This window comes from Paraflavitalea soli (genome assembly GCF_003555545.1).
GTDB classification, from domain to species: domain Bacteria; phylum Bacteroidota; class Bacteroidia; order Chitinophagales; family Chitinophagaceae; genus Paraflavitalea; species Paraflavitalea soli.
The window spans coordinates 5,132,365-5,152,592 of record NZ_CP032157.1 but is presented as its reverse complement, the minus strand read 5'-3'; the positions used below and the strand labels follow the sequence as shown (position 1 = coordinate 5,152,592).

14 protein-coding genes are annotated in these 20,228 nt (G+C 47.2%); 11 read left to right on the top strand and 3 right to left on the bottom strand.

The genetic code is table 11. The features are described 5' to 3' along the window. Nucleotides 1–6 precede the first annotated feature (6 nt). From D3H65_RS19200 to D3H65_RS19180, 5 genes are all read left to right on the top strand, one after another. Entirely contained in the window at nucleotides 7–759 is a 753-nt protein-coding gene (locus D3H65_RS19200; RefSeq protein ID WP_119051857.1) for an SDR family NAD(P)-dependent oxidoreductase, read from the top strand. 100 nt (nucleotides 760–859) lie between these two features. Further along, nucleotides 860–2,302: a polysaccharide lyase 6 family protein gene (locus D3H65_RS19195; protein ID WP_162915723.1), complete on the top strand. Its 1,443-nt coding sequence runs from the start codon at nucleotides 860–862 to the stop codon at nucleotides 2,300–2,302. A 144-nt stretch (nucleotides 2,303–2,446) separates the two neighbouring features. Next, entirely contained in the window at nucleotides 2,447–3,280 is an 834-nt protein-coding gene (locus tag D3H65_RS19190) for a helix-turn-helix transcriptional regulator (RefSeq protein WP_119051855.1), read from the top strand. Nucleotides 3,281–3,501: 221 nt separating this feature from the next. Further along, a complete protein-coding gene (locus D3H65_RS19185) occupies nucleotides 3,502–5,907 on the top strand; it encodes a glycoside hydrolase family 127 protein (protein ID WP_245999532.1) in 2,406 nt (801 codons plus the stop codon). Nucleotides 5,908–5,916: 9 nt separating this feature from the next. Further along, entirely contained in the window at nucleotides 5,917–8,499 is a 2,583-nt protein-coding gene (locus D3H65_RS19180; RefSeq protein ID WP_119051853.1) for an alpha-L-arabinofuranosidase C-terminal domain-containing protein, read from the top strand. Between the two features lies 1 nt (nucleotide 8,500). Here the strand turns inward: D3H65_RS19180 and D3H65_RS19175 are convergent, their stop codons facing one another. After that, the gene (locus tag D3H65_RS19175) at nucleotides 8,501–10,852 is read right to left on the bottom strand and encodes an ABC transporter permease (protein ID WP_119051852.1); all 2,352 of its coding nucleotides are present in this window, start codon (nucleotides 10,850–10,852) and stop codon (nucleotides 8,501–8,503) included. Nucleotides 10,853–11,127: 275 nt separating this feature from the next. On the opposite strand from D3H65_RS19175, the gene D3H65_RS19170 reads away from it, so the two are divergent. Further along, entirely contained in the window at nucleotides 11,128–12,867 is a 1,740-nt protein-coding gene (locus tag D3H65_RS19170; protein ID WP_162915722.1) for a S41 family peptidase, read from the top strand. 44 nt (nucleotides 12,868–12,911) lie between these two features. On the opposite strand, the gene D3H65_RS19165 is transcribed toward D3H65_RS19170, so the two are convergent. After that, the gene (locus D3H65_RS19165; RefSeq protein ID WP_119051850.1) at nucleotides 12,912–14,042 is read right to left on the bottom strand and encodes an acyltransferase family protein; all 1,131 of its coding nucleotides are present in this window, start codon (nucleotides 14,040–14,042) and stop codon (nucleotides 12,912–12,914) included. A gap of 120 nt (nucleotides 14,043–14,162) precedes the next feature. On the opposite strand from D3H65_RS19165, the gene D3H65_RS19160 reads away from it, so the two are divergent. Then, on the top strand, nucleotides 14,163–15,566 hold the full coding sequence (locus D3H65_RS19160; protein WP_119051849.1) for a putative oxidoreductase C-terminal domain-containing protein: 1,404 nt from the start codon (nucleotides 14,163–14,165) through the stop codon (nucleotides 15,564–15,566). A 218-nt stretch (nucleotides 15,567–15,784) separates the two neighbouring features. Beyond that, nucleotides 15,785–16,366 (top strand): hypothetical protein, encoded by a 582-nt coding sequence (locus tag D3H65_RS19155; protein WP_119054570.1) that lies wholly within the window; start codon nucleotides 15,785–15,787, stop codon nucleotides 16,364–16,366. 98 nt (nucleotides 16,367–16,464) lie between these two features. On the opposite strand, the gene D3H65_RS32980 is transcribed toward D3H65_RS19155, so the two are convergent. Next, entirely contained in the window at nucleotides 16,465–16,605 is a 141-nt protein-coding gene (locus tag D3H65_RS32980) for a hypothetical protein (protein ID WP_162915721.1), read from the bottom strand. A gap of 112 nt (nucleotides 16,606–16,717) precedes the next feature. Here D3H65_RS32980 and D3H65_RS19150 point away from each other — a divergent pair, with 112 nt between their 5' ends. The 3 genes from D3H65_RS19150 to D3H65_RS19140 all read left to right on the top strand — a co-directional run bounded on the left by D3H65_RS19150 (nucleotide 16,718) and on the right by D3H65_RS19140 (nucleotide 20,169). After that, nucleotides 16,718–17,251, top strand: coding sequence for a hypothetical protein (locus D3H65_RS19150; RefSeq protein ID WP_119051848.1), 534 nt, complete (start codon nucleotides 16,718–16,720; stop codon nucleotides 17,249–17,251). A gap of 134 nt (nucleotides 17,252–17,385) precedes the next feature. After that, entirely contained in the window at nucleotides 17,386–18,396 is a 1,011-nt protein-coding gene (locus D3H65_RS19145; RefSeq protein ID WP_119051847.1) for a hypothetical protein, read from the top strand. Between the two features lie 48 nt (nucleotides 18,397–18,444). Then, complete coding sequence (locus tag D3H65_RS19140; RefSeq protein ID WP_162915720.1) at nucleotides 18,445–20,169, top strand: hypothetical protein; 1,725 nt, start codon at nucleotides 18,445–18,447, stop codon at nucleotides 20,167–20,169. Nucleotides 20,170–20,228 lie beyond the last annotated feature (59 nt).

Sequence of the window (20,228 nt, the reverse complement as noted above, 5' to 3'; positions counted from 1 at the left end):
AGCAATATGAAATTAGCAGGCAAAGTAGCCATCGTTACAGGTGGTGCAAGAGACATTGGTAAAGCCACTTCGATCAAACTGGCGCAGGAAGGAGCTAAAGTAGTGATCAACTATTTAAGCAGTGAACAACAGGCGGCAGATACAGTGGCGGAGATCAAAGCAAAAGGTGGTGAAGCCATTGCCGTAAAAGGCGATGTGAGTAAAGATGCCGATGTTGTAAATCTTATTCAGGCAGCACAACAAGCTTTTGGTAAAGACATACATATCCTCGTGAATGTAGCCGGTGGTATGGTAGCCCGTAAACAATTGGCCGATATGGATACTGATTTCTGGGATTTTGTGATGGGCCTCAACGTGCGATCGGCTTTCCTGCTTACCAAGCATGTATCACCCCTGATGCCTGCCGGTAGCGCTATCGTGAACTTTTCTTCACAAGCTGGTCGTGATGGCGGAGGTTTTGGTGCTTCGGCGTATGCTACGGCCAAAGGAGCGGTGGCTACTTTTACCAAATCCATTGCCAAAGAGCTTGGCCCCAAAGGTATTCGCGTGAATGCAGTAGACCCGGGTATGATTGCCACTACTTTCCATGATACATTTACCAAACCTGAGATCCGCACCAATGTGGCCAATGGCACGCCGCTGCGCCGGGAAGGGAAAGCTGCTGAAGTAGCCGACCTCGTTGCTTACCTGGCCAGTGATGAAAGCAGTTTTATTACCGGCGCTAATATTGATATCAACGGCGGAACCTATTTCTCTTAAGAGGCTAGGGGTGAGTGGCTAGAGGCTAGCAGTAAACGGCCTCTGACCACTCACCATTCACCACTAGCCACTCGCTATTTACCTCTTCCCGATGACTATTATGAAACACATAACACTCACACTTGCTGTACTTATCCTTTCAATAGCAACATTTGCTACAGACTTTCTTACTTCCTCGCCCGAAGAAGCAGTGACCTTATTAAACAAAGCCGATGCCGGCGATAGAATACTTTTGAAAGACGGAGTATACAACAATGCTATTATTCAATTCGCTAATACCCGCGGTACCAAAGAAAAGCCCGTCTGGTTCATGGCGCAAACGCCCGGCAAGGTAAGTTTTGAAGGCAATTCAACATTGGCTTTCGCAGGCAACTACCTCATAATAGCAGGCTTCACCTGGAAGAATGGCGGGAAAGGATTAAAAGAACGCTCCGTGATCAGCTTCCGTGCCGGTAAGCAGGATGCCATGTATAGTACCGTGCAGGATTGTGTGATTGATGACTACAACAATGACAGCCTCAATACTGACAACAAATGGGTGTCACTCTTTGGACAACACAATGTATTGACGAGGTGCCTGCTGAAAAGTAAACGCAACCTGGGTGCTACAGTCACTGTGTGGCTGCAGCCCGGCGTACCCGCCAGGCACCTCATCAGTTACAATTACTTCCTCAACCGGTTCAATGGCCCTGATGCCGATAATGGTCTCGAGAGCATCCGCATCGGCGACAGCAAAACCTCCTTTACCGAAGCCCACTGTATAGTAGCATTCAATCGTTTTGAGGCCTGTGATGGAGAGATCGAGATCATCTCCAATAAATCATGCCATAACTCCTACCTGCACAATACGTTTGTAGAGAGTGATGGTGGATTGACCCTGCGCCACGGCAATGATTGCTTATGTGATGGCAATTTTTTCGACGGAACCAATAAGAAACTGTCCTATGGCATCCGGTTCATAGGAGAGGGGCATGCTGCTATCAACAATTATTTTTATAACCTGCAAGGGGCGCCCCGGCAGAGTTTTCGGGCGCCGGTAACACTTGTCAATGGGCTGGAGAATACACCCATCAATGGTTACTTCCAGGTAAGGCGCGCCATGATCAGTGATAACGTATTCGTTAATTGCGATATGCCAGCCATCCGCATAGGCGTCTTTTCCAAAAGACCGGGTATGACGATGGGGCCCGACACGGTAACCATCAATAACAATATCATTTGGGATGATGCAGGAAAAAAGGGCGCAGTATATGAATCCATCACAGCTGCTGCCCATGCCGACATACAGGATAATAAAGTGTTTGGCAGATCCCTGGAAGCAACTGAGAAAGGATTTATTGCCAGTGATAAAAAGGATATAAACCGTAGTGCTGATAGCAGGTGGAACTATACCGGGAAGATGCTCATTGCTATAAAAAGCACAGCACCTGCTGTGACTACAGCCGGCGCCGATTGGGTTGAGCCCGCTATACAAAGGGCTACACAAGGATCTAAATACACTTACCTGAAAGCGGCACAGGCCGGACCAGCCTGGAAATACTAAACAATTCTGACATCTAAAGCGTTTATTTCCCTGATTGCAGGAATATCCTTCTCATTTTCAGCGCCTGTAATTGGCTAAAAGAGGAGAAGGTTGTAAATTTAATACCCGGCCTTTACCGGGTAATTTGTCAACATTCAAGGAACTATGCCCAGAAATATCTTTCAGCCACTGGAGATCGTGACCTATGATACAGAAGTGTTGGACTGTTCTCCGCAGGCCGATAATTATTTTGAGTTGGTCTTTGTGGAAGAGGGCAGCGGCCATAGAATGCTCGATGATGTACAGGTCCATTTTCACACCGGCGATCTCTTTATGCATATTCCGGGTGAAAAGAATACCATTTGCCTGGAAGAACACTCCCGCATCCATTTCATCAGGTTTCAGCAGTTACTTTTTGAAGCTACTACCGTACGGAATGTCCTGCCTTTCTCTACCGAGCAGTTTAAAAAACTGGAATTCATCCTGTACAGCGAACAGCAACACAAGCAATCACTCATTCATTTAAAGAGCGATAAGGTATCCGTCTTTGCTTTATTCAATGTGCTGGTGGCCGAAGCCAGTCACCGCCGGTCCTATGCCGACAGCAATATTACCTTGTGTTTACTGGCCCTGCTCAATATGGTGGCCAGGAATATACTGGAGTCCAATTATGTGCAGGCCACACACCCGCAGGCCATTACCCATGATGTGCTGCATTATATCAATTATAATATCTACGAATCAGACAAGCTCACGATCGAACACCTCGCCCGGGAGTTCCATATTTCACCTGATGACTTCAGCTCCTATTTCAAAAGGCAGTACCATGTTTCACTGAAGAAATACATCCTCACCTATAAGGTCAAACTGGCCGATACACGATTGCTTTATACCCGTATGTCCATTGCTGAGATAGCAGATGAACTGCAATTTGCCGATGCTGCTGATTTTTCCCACACTTACCGCAAGATCAAGGGCTACCTTCCTGAAAAGCGCTAACCTGGTGTCGCCAGTCACTACCATTTATTAACCAATATATTTTTAGTGTAAAGCTTTAATAAGAGACAGGTTATCTCATTGTAAATGCAATCCCCGGCAATCTGCAATAGGCTTAAATTGGCTGGGGATTAACCAGTATTATCCATAATAAAGGCTGTCGCAAAACGACATCCTTTATTATTCATTAAGTGTTAAATTGCCACTAATAAAGCCCCGCGCATATGATGTCAATACTAACAAGAAAGAAAACTGTGATGCAGGCTGCCGTATTAGCCGTTGCGTTGCCGATGTATGGTCAGCATTCAGATTATCCGATACAGCCCGTTGATTTTACCCATGTACACTTAACGGACCATTTCTGGGCGCCAAAAATACAGGTGAATGCAGATATAACTATTCCCTATACACTCGACCAGTGCAGGCGTACAGGCCGTGTTGACAACTTCCTGAAAGCAGCAGGAAAAATGCCTGCCGACAAATACACGGAATATCCCTTTGATGATACAGATATCTACAAAGTTATTGAGGGAGCTTCTTATGGACTACAGGTGCAAAAGAACCCTAAACTGGAACTTTACCTCGATACACTGATCCAGATAATAGCAGCTGCCCAGGAGCCCGATGGTTACCTGTACACATTCCGTACCATGAAGGCTGCCAAGCCGCATGAATGGCTGGGATCAAAGCGTTATGAAAAGGAAGAAGACCTGAGTCATGAATTATACAATGCCGGTCACTTGTACGAAGCCGCAGTGGCGCATTACCAGGCTACCGGCAAAAAGAACCTGCTCAATATTGCTACCAAAAATGCCGATTTGCTGGTAAAGGACTTTGGTTATGGCAAAGAAGAAAAAGCGCCTGGCCACCAGGTAGTAGAGATCGGACTGGCAAAACTGTACCGGGTAACGGGTGAAAAGAAATACCTCGACCTGGCCAAGTTCTTCCTCGATATTCGTGGACCCAAAGGTTCTGAATACAGTCAGGCGAATAAGAAAGTAGTAGATCAGTCTGAAGCCGTAGGTCATGCGGTGCGGGCTGCTTATATGTACACCGGTATGGCCGATATTGCTGCGCTCACAGGCAATGAAGCCTATCTCAAAGCAATTGACGCTATCTGGCATGATGTGGTAGAAAGGAAGCTGTACATCACAGGTGGGATAGGAGCTACGGGCGCCGGAGAGGCTTTTGGCGCTCCGTTCCAATTACCCAATATGTCGGCCTATGCAGAGACCTGTGCGGCGATTGCTAATGTGTATTGGAACAACCGGATGTTCCTGTTGCATGGTGATGCCAAATACATTGATGTGTTGGAACGTATTCTGTATAATGGATTGTTATCCGGAGTATCCTTAAGTGGTGACCGTTTCTTTTATCCCAACCCCCTTGCTTCCATGGGGCAGCACCAGCGCAGTGCCTGGTTTGGCTGTGCCTGTTGTATTTCCAATATGACACGTTTTCTCCCTTCCATGCCGGGCTATATGTATGCTCAGGATAAAAACAACCTGTATGTAAACCTGTTTGCCGGTGGCAAGGCCAATATTACATTGCCTGCCGGTACCATCAACCTGGAGCAGCAAACAGAATATCCCTGGGAAGGAAAAGTGAAGATCGTGGTGAGCCCCGAAAAAACAACTGCTTTTGCCTTGCAGGTGCGTGTACCCGGCTGGTCTAAGAAAGAGTTGGTACCCGGCGACCTGTATTATGGAGCCGACAAAAGGGCAAAGCCATTGGCCATTACACTCAATGGCAAGCCTGTGAAGTATGACATGGTGAAAGGGTATGCCGTGATCAATCGTTCCTGGAAGAAAGGCGATGTGATCGCTTTTGAATTACCCATGGACATTCAAAAGGTATATGCCAAAGAAACCGTTAAAGACGACAAGAACCGTTTTGCCTTACAGCGTGGTCCATTGATCTATTGCCTGGAAGGTCCCGATAATAAAGACAGTACAGTGCAAAACATCGTGGTGAACAAAACAGCCGCTATACAGGCAGTCAATAAGCCCGGTTTACTCAACGGCGTTACCGTGCTCGAAATGAAAGGTTCATCTACTAAAAGACAGGTGAACGCTGAAGAGCTGATCAAATCTGAACAAACTGTAACCGCTATTCCTTACTATAGCTGGGCCAACCGTGGTCCGGGTGAAATGGTGGTGTGGATCCCTTATGAAGCATCCGCTGCCAAACCTAAACCCGCTCCCACCATTGCTTCCAAAAGCAAGGTCAGTGCTTCCATCCAGAGCCCCCGCATGTTCAAAGCCCTGAATGATCAATATGAGCCGGAGGATTCCAAAGACCAGAATGGTACCTACCTGCATTGGTGGCCAAAGAAAAATACCCTCGAATGGGTACAGTATGATTTTGACCAGGAATATACCGTTTCCCAATCACAGGTCTATTGGTTTGATGATGGTCCCTGGGGTGGATGCCGCATTCCTGCTTCCTGGAAGATCTATTATAAGAAGGGCGATGAGTGGGTGCCTGTACAGCCCATTGGCAATTATGAGACCGCTAAGGACAAATACAACCTGGTAAAGTTTGAGCCAATAAAGACCACGGCCCTGAAGCTCGAAGTGCAATTACCTGCCGAACACGCTACGGGTATCCATGAGTGGATCGTGAAATAATACTCTAACATGCAAACAAAGCTATTTACCCTCGTATCATTTGCCCTTTTATCAACCGCATCGTATAGCCAGCGCCAGGCATCGATTACCATCGATGCTTCAAAACCCGGTGCGCCCGTTGCTTCCACATTACATGGTATCTTCTTTGAAGAGATCAGTCATGGTGGCGAAGGCGGCTTGTATGGTGAGCTGATCCAGAACCGGGGTTTTGAGGAAAGCAGGCTGCCTGCCGGCACGAAGGTGGAAGACGGATGGCTGATCCCCACTGCCCGTACGCCGCATTTCATGTTGCAGCCCAGGGTGAGTGATTGGAGAATGCGCTGGCCGCTTACCAGCCAATGGCCCGCCTGGTCACTGGAAGCAGGGCCGAAAGCAGACATTCAACTACAGCTTACCCAGGCCAATCCGTTGAATGAAGCTACACCCAATTCCATGCAGGTTAATATTCAGGCATTGGATGCTGATGGCAGGAACAACCTCGTGAATGAGGGCTTCTGGGGTATCCGCGTGAACAGCGGAGAACAGTACAACTTCTCTTTTTATGCCCGCACGGATGAACGCTACAAAGGGTCTGTGACGGTATCCTTGCAAGCGGCTGATGGCAAAATACTGGGCAAGCAGGTCTTCGACAATATCAAAGGCAACACCTGGAAGAAATATTCCAGTACCCTGAAACCTTCGGCATCGGACCTTAAAGCAAGGCTGGTGTTCTCCTTTGGCAGTACAGGTACCGTGTGGCTTGACTTCGTATCCCTGTTTCCTCAACAAACTTTTAAGAACCGGCCCAACGGTATGCGCAAAGACCTGGCACTCTACCTGGCCAATCTGAAGCCTGCATTTGTGCGCTGGCCCGGCGGTTGTTTTGTAGAAGGCATAAATATTGAAAATGCTGCTAATTGGAAGCGCACCCTGGGGCCCGTAGAAAAAAGACCAGGTACCTACAGTGTGTGGGGTTATTGGTCGAGCGATGGGTTTGGTTATCATGAGTACCTGCAGTTTTGTGAAGACCTGGGTGCGGACGCCTTGTATGTATTCAATGCCGGTGTGTCCTGCGAATACCGCAGCGGCACTTTTATCCCCGAGGATTCCCTGCAGCCGCTAGTAGACGATGTGCTGGATGCTATTGAGTATGCCATCGGTCCGGTCAATTCCAAATGGGGCAAGGTGCGGGCGGCCAGTGGCCATCCCAAACCGTTTCCGCTTAAGTATGTGGAGATCGGCAATGAACAGCATGGGCCACGCTATGCCAGGCGCTACAATATTTTCTATGATGCTATTAAAAAGAAGTATCCACAGCTTACCCTTATGGCCAGTATGGGCATTGGTGATATCAACAAGCGTACCCTTGACAGTATGCACCGGGTGGATATGGCCGATGAACATGCTTACAAAGGTGCTTATTGGGCTTTCAATAATTATGATCACTTTGATAAATACAAGCGGGGTGATTGGGACGTGTATGTGGGCGAATACGCTACCAACGCCGGGGTAGGCAGCGGTAATATGCTGGCTGCATTGAATGATGCCGTATACATCATGGGCATGGAACGCAATGGTGACCTCGTTAAAATGTCGAGCTATGCACCATTGTTTGAAAATGTCAATACACGGCACTGGCCAGTGAACCTTATCAACTTCGATGCCGGGCGCAGCTTTGGACGCATCTCTTATTATGCCATCAAAATGATGAATGATCACCGCGCAGATCAAAACCTCCAAACAACCGTTACACTGCCTCCATCAGCTAATCCAATTCCTCAGTTTGCCGGAGGCATCGGGCTGGCTACCTGGGATACACAAACAGAGTATCGGGATATTGAAGTAATAAAAGGGGGCGCTACTATATACAAAAGCGATTTCATCAACCGGCCCCAGGAATGGCAGTCTATACGGGGCAAGTGGGTGGTAAAAGATAGTGCACTGGCCCAAACCGTACAAGGGGCACAACGGCTGAACATCCTCACAGGTAAAACATTCGATACTTATACACTCAAACTCAAAGCACGCAAAACCGGCGGCACCAATGCTTTCATTATTCCCTTTGCGGTTAAAGATGGCGCACAGCATATGCGCGTGCACATAGGTTCTTATGTAAACCTCAATTCGGTGGTAGAATTAGTGTCGGATAGTTTTTCTGTGGCCGACATGATGCCGCAAAAGAGATTGCCTGCACCCATTCAAACCGGCCGCTGGTATGATATCACTATTGAGGTAGGTACCGATAAGGTGGAATGTTACCTGGATGGCAACCTGCTTTTCACCTACCGCGAACCCAATAAGTTTTTCAGCATTGCAGGAAGGGACCAAAAAACAGGAGACATCATTGTCAAGATGGTCAATGGCTCTGAAACCCGTTATTCCACCTATATCAACCTGGAAGGCATAGCCGGCGTGGCTCCTACTGCCATGCTCATCAGCTTGCAGGCCGATGCACCCCAGGCAGAAAACTCACTGGATCAGCCGGAAAAATACATTCCTGTAAGCACAACACTCACCGGGATAAAACCTTCTTTTGAAACCAGTGTAAAGCCTTATTCGATCTCCATATTGCGCATTAAAGACGCAACCTGGAAGAAACAGGTATACAAGTAAATTATTCAGCACGTAGGGCAGTGACTGGATTGGCCAGGGCTGCCCTTATTACCTGCTGTCCAATGACAGTCAGTGCGATCAACAGGATCAACACAACAGGTAGCAGGAACATCCACCAGGTCAGAGAAATATGATAAGCATAAGAAGTTAACCATTGGCTCATAGCAATCCCGGCAAGGGGCAATGCGATGAGGGATGCAATGATGATCAGTTTCACAAAATCGCGGGTGAGCAGGGAGATCAGTTGCTGCACCGACGCCCCCAATACTTTCCGGATACCTATTTCTTTGGTGCGTTGCACCGCCATCAACGATACGAGACCCAACAATCCCAGGCAGGAGATCAGGATGGCCAATATGGTGAAGTACGAGAACAACTTCATGGTGAGCCTGTCCTTATCATATTGTTCCTTGTAGCTCTCATCCAGGAATGAATAATCAAATGGCGTGGCCGGGTAATGGGCCTTCCAGGCGGTGGCTACCAGAGGCAGGTCCTTTGGCTGTATTTTGATAGTGATTGACATCGTAATGTCCGTATGGTACACCATGATGAGAGGTTCTATTACATTGTGCAGGGATTTGTAATAAAAGTTCCTTACTACGCCCACTATCCTTCCTTTGTGGCCAAATCCTTCCATGGATTGCCCCAGGGCCGAGGTCCATCCCATTTTTTCTACAAAGGCCTCATTCACCAGGAAAGCCTCAGTCTTATCCGTGCTAAGACTATCTGATATATTTCTTCCTTCCTTCAGGCGGATCTGTAACAAGGGCAAAAGTTCTTTATCAATAAAAAAGTAATTGCACATTATTTCTCTTTTCTTACTTCCCGATCCGGCAAATGTGGTAGCTATTGATAAGGCGTCCGGATGGATGCCGCTACCGGCAGAAACGGCTTTCACCGCAGGTAATTCTTTCAAGGATTGTATAAAGGAAGGTGCGGCTCGTTGTGCCAGCGAATCATTGGATATATGAATAGAGGCGACCTGTTCTTTCACATAGCCTGTGTCTTTATTATTTATATACTTCATCTGGCTGTAGATCACTACCGTACCAGTGATCAGGGCTGCTGTAATAACAAATTGTGCCGTGGTGAGCATTCTGCGTAAAAAGATCCCTTTGCTGCTGTAGCGCCATTTACCTTTTAGTATTTCCACGGGCCGGAACCGGGATTGGATAAAAGCCGGATAGAGGCCCGCCAGCAAGATGGTCACTACAAAAATGCAGGCCATAAAGAGGGTGCTTCCCCTCCAGCTAAGGCTAAGCTGCGCATTCAACAGGGTGTTGAAATAAGGGAGTGCCAACAGTACGATGGTGAAGGCAATGATCCAGGCAATAGCAATGAGCAGGAATGATTCAAACAGGAACTGGCGGATCAACTGCAATGGTCTTGCGCCGTTTACTTTTCTCACCCCTACTTCTTTGGCACGCTCGGTAGCCCGGGCTGTGGACAGGTTGATATAATTGAGTAAGGCAATGATGAGGATAAACGCAGCCAGCAACGAGAATATATAACTGAATTGCCGGTTGCCTTTGGGCGTATCGATCAGTTTAGCCTTACTGAAATGTACATCGGCCAACGCTTCCAGGACAAAGCCTACGGAATATCCCTTATCGGCTGTTTTGTCCAGTTCGGGTTGACAATATTTATCAGCGATTGGTTTCATCTTGCGTTCAAAACGGGCCAGGTCTGGTTGGCTGTTGAACAGGATAAAAGTATATACCGGGAAATCTTCCATCCAGGCCCTCTTGTTGGAGTAGTCGGCCGACAGCAAGCCAGTGACCAGGATATCTGAGTTGGCAGGAGGGCTGGCGATGACTCCGGTAACGGTAACCGGTTTTTGATTGCAGATCATTGTCTTGCCCAGCGCGGCAGCAGGGTCCCCGAAATACTTTTGGGCAAGGGGCTCCGTGAGTACTAAACTGTTAGGCTGTTGCAATGCATGGGCAGGATCACCTTCTATAAAGGAATAGGAGAAGATAGAAAAGATGCTTTGGTCCGTAAGGTAGAAGTCTGATTCACTGAATAACTCATTATTGTGACTGATCACTGAAGGGTTCGGATCCAGTCTCACCGAAGCGGCTATTTCCGGAAAGTCACGCTTCAAGGCATCGGCCAGGGGATAGGGGCTGGTGCCAAATTCCATATCCGATCCCGGGCAATGGAGCGTAGTACCCACCCTGGCTATGCGATCGACCTGGGTATTATGGCGATCGTACGTTAGCTCATACCGTACATACAGGAAAATAATGGTGCAGGCGGCTATGCCTGTTGAGAGGCCCAGGATATTAATGAGGGAAAAACTTTTGTGCCTAAGCAGGTTGCGCCAGGCTATCTTCAGGTAGTTTTGTAGCATAGAAAATATTGAAGTGAAATAAGTTTTTTCCAATTAGGGGAGGGTACTGTAGCAGCGATCAGCCTGTAAAATGGAAAATTATTTTGAATGCTGTATACCGGGCAGACATTCTAACCCAGGCTTTAGTGTTTATTTAACAATGTCCTACGCCCTCCTCACCGGTTTTGTACCGGGAAAAAGCCTGTTGGTGTAACGTTTTTCTCCCTGCCTTCCGGCTGTAATAGGTTTGTCAAATGAACAAACAAAAACCTATTATTTACGTCAAGCTCCATACCATGCCATACTTACTTGTACTCCTATTTACACTGATCGTGACGGGTGTTTTCGGTCAGGGTACCAGCATCGCTACGCCTATCCCTGATTCGACAAAGAGCAGCACCCTGCTGGCGCCGCTTTCCAAACAGGAAGTGGACCATCTGTTTGTACTGGGCAAGTTGTGGGGATTCCTGAAATACCATCACCCTGCTGTGACCCAGGGAAAGTTTAACTGGGATAAGGAATTAACAGACATCATTCCTGCAGTGATGGCCACCCGGGACAAACAACAAAGAAGTGACTCCTTATTGGCCTGGATCAACCGTCTGGGCGATGTACCTGCCTGCGACTCCTGCAAGGACAGTACTATTAAAAACGTCGCTCTGCGCCCGGATCATTCCTGGATAAGCAGGGCACACTTTTCCGAAGCGTTGATAAACAAGCTCATTTATATAAATACCAACAGAATCCGGGGCGATCAACATTATATACGTTTTGGATCGGAAGACGATATTCATGTGGCTGCGTTTGAACATGAGAATAGCTATACGAGCATGACCTACCCTGCTGCAGAGTATCGCTTGCTGGCGCTTTTCAGGTATTGGAATATTATTGAGTATTGGTATCCCTATAAATACAACCTTGGCCAAAGCTGGGATGATATATTGAAAAAGTTTATCCCGCTGATGATAGCAGCTCAAAACGCCAGTGAATATGCGACGGTCGTTCAACAACTGATCGCCACGATAAAAGATAGCCATGCAGTGGTCCAATCCAGGGTCATCACAGAAGATATTGGTAAATATTATATGCCCTTTACCGTAAAGTTTATAGAAGATAAGGCGGTGATCATCGCCATCACCAATGATTCACTGGCCAGGCGGTCGGGTATTGCAACAGGCGATATTATTGAAAGCATCGATGGTGTATCGATCAGCGAATTGATCCGGCAAAGAAGGCCCCTCATTTCAGCTTCCAATAATGGCAGTTTCCTGAACATATTGCGATACACACTTACAAGGAGCCGGAAAGAAACCAGCGAACTACTCATACGAAGAGGCAAGGAGTTTAAAAAGGTAGTTTCTTTTAACACGGCTACAAGAGCACTTTCAAAAATTAAGCCGGGTACTTTTCCCTTTGAAAGAGATTCCAGTTTGTGTAGGATAGGAGATAGTATTGGCTACATCAACCTGGGTAACCTGGAGCGAAAAGACAGCCTGAAACTAAGGGCCCTCGTAAGCAGTGTAAAAGGACTTATTATCGATAACCGGCAATATCCCAAAACCCAGTCGGCGGGTGACCTGATCGGCAATGCTATTCTGCGTCCTGATCCCGTATTTGTAAAATTCTCTTCCCCCTATCCGGATCAACCAGGCCTGTTCCCTTATTCCAAACCTACCACTATGGGTACCACTGGCACCACTGGTTATTTTCCACCGAGGATCGCTATTCTCATCAACGAGGAAACGCAAAGCTCTATAGAATTCCAGGCCATGGTATTCCGGAAATCACCAGGAGCAGTATTGATCGGTTCCAATTCTGCCGGGGCGGATGGCAATGTGGCGCTCATTAACCTGCCAGGTGGGATATACACGTATATTTCTGGTCTTGGTATTTACTATCCCGATGGAAAAGAAACACAGAGGGTCGGCATCATCCCGGACATAGCAATTAAGGCAACCATTAAAGGCTTTTTAAACAACAAAGATGAATTGCTGGAGAAAGCAGTTGAGTATATAAAGACAGGTAAATCGAAATAGCCATAGCCATGGATCACAAAGGGGCCGGTGCACACTGGCCCCTTTTATATTTTGATATAGATCTTTCTTTTGTGCAGCCAATAACCCACCAGCCAGCAAAGCAGCATAAAGGACACGGCAAATGCCAGACTGCCCAGCGGGCCGGGTAAGAGTTTTTGAAAGAAGAACTGGTTCACCCATTGGTAAAAACTGGTATGCGGCTGTACCATGATCATCAGGAAAGTAACGAATAACAATTCCGATAACAGGTAGATGGCCAGGGGATTCTTCCCGAATACGAGGAAGAAACCTGTCCCTCTTTTCCAGTGTTTGATCTCAATGGCATAGATCAGCAGTGAGAGGATTACCAGGTCGAGCCCTACGGTGAGCAGTACAAAAGTGCTGGTCCATAGTTTCTTGGCCAGCGGGAAGAACTGCGCCCAGAACAAGGCGATGAAGAGCAGCACAGCGGCTGCTATCAGCAGGCGGGCAATCGTCTCAAAGCTTTTGCCTTTTTGCTGAATAAAGATACCGGCCAGGTATCCGCCAATCACATTCACTACAGCAGGCAGGGTACTCAATATACCTTCCGGATCAAAGGCCACCGGGCCGCCACCTTCATGGTACAGGTGATCATTACCCAGCAACAGGACATCCAGTTTGGTGCCTGCATTGCCGAGCCTGGTCAGTTCCTGCCCGGGTTCTCCAAACAAATACAACAAGGCCCAGTAACCCAGCAGGAAGGCGATTGAAATAGCGATCAGTCCTTTGCCCTGCATATAATGTATCAGTAAGGCGGCAATGCAATAACAAAGAGCGATTCGCTGCAATACACCCAGGATACGGGTATGACTGATGGGGTTGAATGCCCAGGAGCCATCGGCTGTCCGGTGAAAAAAGGGGAACCAATACATCAGGTAGCCCAGCAGGAAGATGATGAGCGTGCGTTTAAATACTTTCGACAGGAAGGCTGCGTCGCTGGTATATTTGGTTTTCGAGAAACTCAGGGCGTTGCCCACAGCAAAAAGGAAAGAAGGGAACACCAGGTCGGTCGGGGTAAATCCAAACCAGGCAGCATGGTCCAGCGGTGCGTAGGAAGGAGCTCCCCAGCCTGCCGAATTTACAATGATCATAAAACAAATAGTGAGCCCTCTGAATATATCCAGGGAAAGGAACCGTTCATTTGTAGCAGTCATTGTTGGCTTTTATGGTTACAATTTGAAACCTTAAACGTTTAAGTTCTTCTATTAGCAGAATGAGATTAAAATCTTAGTAAAAGATACAGATTTGCTGGCTTAACGCCTTATTTTTATCCCATGCAGAAACATATTATCAATCGCTTGTCATTGGCATCGCTGGCACTTTTTGCCACTGCATTATTTCCAGCCTGCCAATCACCCTCAACTCCCACTGATAAAACTACAGACAGTACAGCCGTGCAAATCATTACACTTGATCCGGGCCATTTTCATGCTGCCCTGGTACAGAAGACTGCCAATGCGGACATTGACTCGGTGGTACATGTATATGCGCCCGGTGGCCCCGAACTGGATGCTTACCTGGGCCTGATCAAACAATACAATGAAAGGGCAGAAAACCCCACGCACTGGAAAGAAGAAGTGTACACAGGCGCCGACTACCTCGATAAAATGATTGCTGATAAGAAAGGCAATGTAGTAGTGCTGGCAGGTAACAACCAACAAAAAACTACCTACATAAAAAAAGCGGTTGATGCCGGTCTCAACGTATTAGGCGACAAACCAATGGTGATAACTGCCGCCAATTTCGGCCTGCTGGAAGAAGCATTCACCACCGCTGCTTCCAAAAAGGTGTTGCTGTATGATATTATGACGGAACGCTCGGAGATCACCAACCTGTTGCAGAAAGAACTGGCCCATATACCTGCTGTATTTGGTGAACAGCAAAAGGGCACCGCCGCCAATCCCGGTGTAGTGATAGAGAGCGTTCACTTTTTCTACAAATTTGTTTCCGGCAAAGCCCTCACCCGTCCCTCCTGGTTCTTTGATCCTGCTCAACAGGGAGAAGCCATTGCCGATGTAGGTACGCACCTCCTTGACCTGGTGCAATGGGAATGTTTTCCGGATACCATCCTGGACTACAAAAAGGATATTGAGATCAATACAGCCCGTACCTGGCCTACGCCTGTTACCTTGTCTCAGTTTACGGCCGTTACTAAAAAAGACAGCTTCCCGGATTTCCTGAAGGCCTATGTAACGAAGGATACCATTTTGCAAACACATGCCAACGGCGAAGTGAACTATACCCTGAAAGGCGTGCATGTAAGAATGATCGCACGCTGGGATTACAAGGCGCCCGAAGGAAGCGGCGATACACATTATTCCCTCCTCAAAGGATCATTGGCCAGCCTGGAAATAAAGCAAGGTGCCGCAGAGAACTATCAACCTACCCTGTATGTCCTGCCTGTTAAGAATGACGAAGCCTATACCCAGGCATTGCAGCAGGCTATCAATACACTGCAAAGCCGTTACGCAGGTATCGCGGTGGAGAAAGCAGGTAATGGCTGGAAACTGGTGATACCGCAAAGCTTTAAAACAGGGCATGAAGCGCATTTTGGAGAAGTGATGCAACGATATATGCAATACCTCAAGGCCGGCAAACTGCCCGATTGGGAAGTACCGGGTATGCTGGCAAAATATTATACCGCTACCAAAGCACTGGAAATAGCCAATCGCAAATAATACGGAGACCCAACCGATTAATCAATTAACGAATAAGGGGCCTGATAAGGTCCCTTATTCGTTGGTAGCTATTTTACTATACATGACATCCATTGTGCATGTTTAACCACATGACCTGCCCCTATATGCACCCTGATTGATCAAAAACCTCCCCATTCTGGTGGAATACCATGACCGGGCATAATTTTCTTATATGTAATTGCCAAAATATGAACATCATGAAAAGAATTATTACATTCTTCGTTCTATTATTGGTTGCCCAGCAGACCATTAACGCCCAGATCCAGTCGGGAAACGTGATGGTGGGTGGAGACATTGCCAAGTTCAACCTGAGCCTTGACGCGGGAGGTAATTTCAACATGCTTGTTAATCCCAAGGCGGCCTGGTTTATCAGGGATAACCTGGCCTTGGGTGCCTACCTTACCGTAGGGCTCAACACGGCTAAAGATGCGGGTACCGGGGTCACTTACGGTGTAGGTGCTTTAGGACGGTATTATTTCAATGATAAAAACCTGAATGACCTGATCGGCCATTCCCGCTTTTTTGTAGAAGGCAACGTAGGTATTGAGGGCGATAATCCTGCCGTAGGTGACAATACGAATGGCCTGGGATTAGGATTTGGGCCGGGATGGGCATACTTTATCACCCCCAATATTGGCCTGGAAGCCCTGCTCAAATACCAGGGTATTATTGGCTTTGGCAGTAAAGCAACATCCAGTAACCTGGTGCTTGGCGTTGGTTTCCAGATCTATCTTCCAACTGCCCGCCTTCGCGCTATTCGAAAAGACATGCAGAAATAAACGCCCTGTTGGGTTTGAAGGGCCGGCTACTATGCGGCAGCAGGGTTAACTTATTATTAGTACGATCCGTATCAGTCAACGGGCCTGATGATGCATATCTATATGCGCGTCATCAGGCCCGTTTTGTTAACCCCTAAACCCCGCCAGTGAAAATCTTTCTCTTCTACGGGCAGCCCTTTCTTTTCGCCGGTTGACATAAACAGGATATGCTTCATTACTGCTATACATAGCATCTTCACAGCAGCCGGTTTAACGTTTCATTATTAAACCCGGATGTGACTTCCCGGTCAGAACATCGCACATTTGTATGTGCATTTTTATTAAATCGCAAACCTGCTAATTGTATATTTTATGAAGCCTGTAATCTTTACCTTTTTAGTAGTGTCGGTATTTGCTTCCTGCAGTACCCCTAAAACGTATTTCACACCATCTGTTCGCTCCAACCTGGAAGCCAATGATATTCCTGTTGCCAAACTACAGTTCTATGTAGACAGGGATGTAGAGTTGCGCCGGGAAGTAGCTTCCGGCTCAGCCCAGGTATCAGCCGGCATTGTGAAATTTGAAAATGGGAAATATGTAAACATTATCACCTTAAAAAAGAATACCCCGGGTGTGTGTACAAGAGCCTATGATGATAAAATGGATGTAGCGTTTGAGATCGGGGAAGGACGTTTTCTCACTTTTGGAAAACTAAAGAAAGATGGCCGTGCACCCTATACCCTGTATGCTGATTCCTGGGGCCGCGACCTGGGCGAGATCAGGTATGATGGAAAAACCTATTATATATTGCCAGCCGGTTCAGGGGCGCGTTTGATGATCAAGAAAAACGCGTTGAACACGCTTAAGATCGAGAAGCGGGAAATGAAAGGAAGAAAAGTAGAATAATATACTGATAAAAGATACTATGTTGCCGCTATCGGTTATACGACCAGGTAGCGGCAACTTTTATTATAGGGCTTCCGGGTAATTTCACAGGGCTGTTTTACGTTATAAAACCTAATCCAAACCCTGAATATTCTATGAGTATCGTCTTTGGCTGGAACCATTTCAGGATCAAATCAATTGATCCCTATGCTGCCGGACTTTCCCAAAATGCGCAGCCCGGTTACCAAATTGAAGTACGACAACGTTACTTTCACCTATTTTGGATCCCCTGTTTTTCATTGGGCAAAAAGTGGGCGCTCCGCAAGGATAACCAACTGTATGAGATGCCCGAACCCTATATGCATGTACTGCGAAACCGTGATGACCTGCGCGTCAAAACACCCTGGTATACCTATGCCGGGCCTTTGATAGCTGCCTTCGCAGGTATATGTTATATGATCAGCGAAAAGATGGATGATTACCGGTCGGAGCAGTATAACAAAAAAGAATTTGCAGCCGCCTATGTGGATAATGCTATTAAATTCAGAAAGCCATCACTGGATGATTATTATATCTTGAAACCAGTGACTTCTTATGGCGACCGGTATGCCCGTATTACCGGGCTCGATAAGAACAATATCCAGCTGTCTTATATTACTACCTCCGTTTCTGCCTATACGCCCGGAGAGATCGCCAGGCTTTTCCTGGAGCCTGCCAATACCCTGGCCACTTTTACCATTGGACGTGGCGATTCAGCCCGGCTTATTTGTAACGATTATGCCAAGCGCAATGATTTCAATGGTTTGGAGATCACCGGCGACAGGGTCAAATACCGGGTGGAGAAAATATTCCGGCTGGATGGGCCTATCCTGAAAGATGGAGGCTTTGCCAGCTATGCTGCCAACCAGATCAGGATGGAAGTAAAAAATGAAGGACTTAATGGTACGCTCACGGGTATTGAAAAAGTAGAAGGGAAAGTAGAATGGCTGCCCGTGGAAGCCATGCCGCTCAGTCTGCCTGCCAACAAAGAATTTATGCTGGTGGGGGAAGGTAATTACAAGGAACCCTATAAGGTAAAACTGAGTTTTAAAAGTGATGAAGGCCGGTTGATACAGTTTATGCTCCAGGGCGAGGGAAATGAAAAAAGCTTTGTGCGCATCAATTGATGGCGCTCAATACTATTGGGGGAGTTATTTGTTTTATCTTTAACGGGTATGTACGCCCCTTCTATACCTGGTAGAAAACAGGTCTTTTTATTAACGTTGCTCCTCCTGGCCGGATGGTTACGCCTGGCAGGGCAAAGCCGCTTTGACAGCCTGTTACATAAAACCTATGTCCAGCGTGAACGGCTGCTCTGGCAAATAAGCGATGAGGTGCATTTCCAACCCGATTCTGCCAGGGCTTTCCGCTTTACAGACAGTCTCTATGCTTTTGCAACACAACATGGTGATGAGGCGCTGGCACTGGAAACCATGCTGTATAAGATCTGGTACCTGCGCAACCGCTATCCCCGGCAAAAAGACAGGATATTGAACATGCTTTCACAGGTGATCAGTCAAAGCAATGCCGATGGCATTCCACTGGTAGAGGCCAAGGCCCATGATATGCTGGCCGAATATTATTGGTTTGATATTGGCAACTATGAACTGGCGCTGGAACAATACCAGCAACTGGATCATTTGCTGCAACCCATATCAGCAGAGGAATTCCCCGATAAGATCCAGCATATCTTTCATATTGGCAGTGCTTACTTTCATTTCAAGGATTATAAGAAAGCCATTCAATACTATCGCACCATCGCTCCCATGAAAGTGAGAGACCGCTTTGCCTATAGTTACAAACATGCTATTAATTCCATGGCTTTTACTTACCAGGAAATAGGCAATCTTGATTCTGCAGGGTATTACTGGAACTTTCTGAAAGCGTTTTGTGAACCTGCCAACGATTCTACCTGGATAGGCATTGTAGCTGGCAACCTGGGTTATCTTGAATACCTGCGCGGTCATTTTGATAAAGCCATTCCTCAAATGCAGGTTTGTATTAACCGGGCTGTTATGGACCAGGATTGGGGCCTGGCAGCCGGCTCACTCATGCCATTGGCGGATATTTATTTCATCCAGGGCAAGCTGGCGGCGGCCGAATCAGCCGCCCTGCAGGCAAAGAAATATGTTGAAAGGTCGGGCCAGTATTGGCGCAATAAAAACCTGTTTCCCCTCCTGGCAAAACTATATACGGTCAAAGGGCAGCACCTGCTGGCGGCGAGGTATACCGATTCGATTGTGATGGTGATGGACAGTCTCAACCGGGCCTCCCGCGAATTAATGATGACCCGTGCCTTACAAAAAGAAGCCATCAATGATCAAAAAGCCAAACTGATCGAAATAGAGAACAGCCGTAAATTAACCAACCTGCGGTTTAATGGCTTGTTGATACTGGCTATAATTATTGTATTGGTAGGGGTATATCTTTACCGTAACAAACGGCGGCTGCATCGGCAGGAGCAGGTCCTGAAAGAGCTGCAACTGAAAGAAACAGCCAAAGAGTTGTCCATGGCCCAACGCCAGTTGCAGGACTTTACCCGCAATATTGCAGAAAAAAATAAACTGATAGAAAACCTCGAAGAGCAGTTTGGTGCTAATAAGTTACTGGAAGAATTACAACAGAGTATTCTCCTCACAGGTAAGGACTGGGGGAGATTCAGGGAACTTTTTGAACAGGTATATCCGGGATACCTGCAACGGCTCAATGAAAAAATACCTGGCATCAGCCCATCTGAGATCAGGTTGATGGCATTGGCCAAGCTGAATTTTTCCAATAAGGAAATGGCCGCCGCCCTGGGGGTGTCTTCTCAGGCCATCCGCGTTACCTGGCACCGGCTGCGTAAAAAGGCAGGATTACAGGAAGAAATGAGGCTGGAAGAGTGGGCCAGCCGTTTGTAACGTTTTGTAACGCTGTCTGTAACCCCCTGTAATGAGGGTAGTATATCAATAAAGGATAC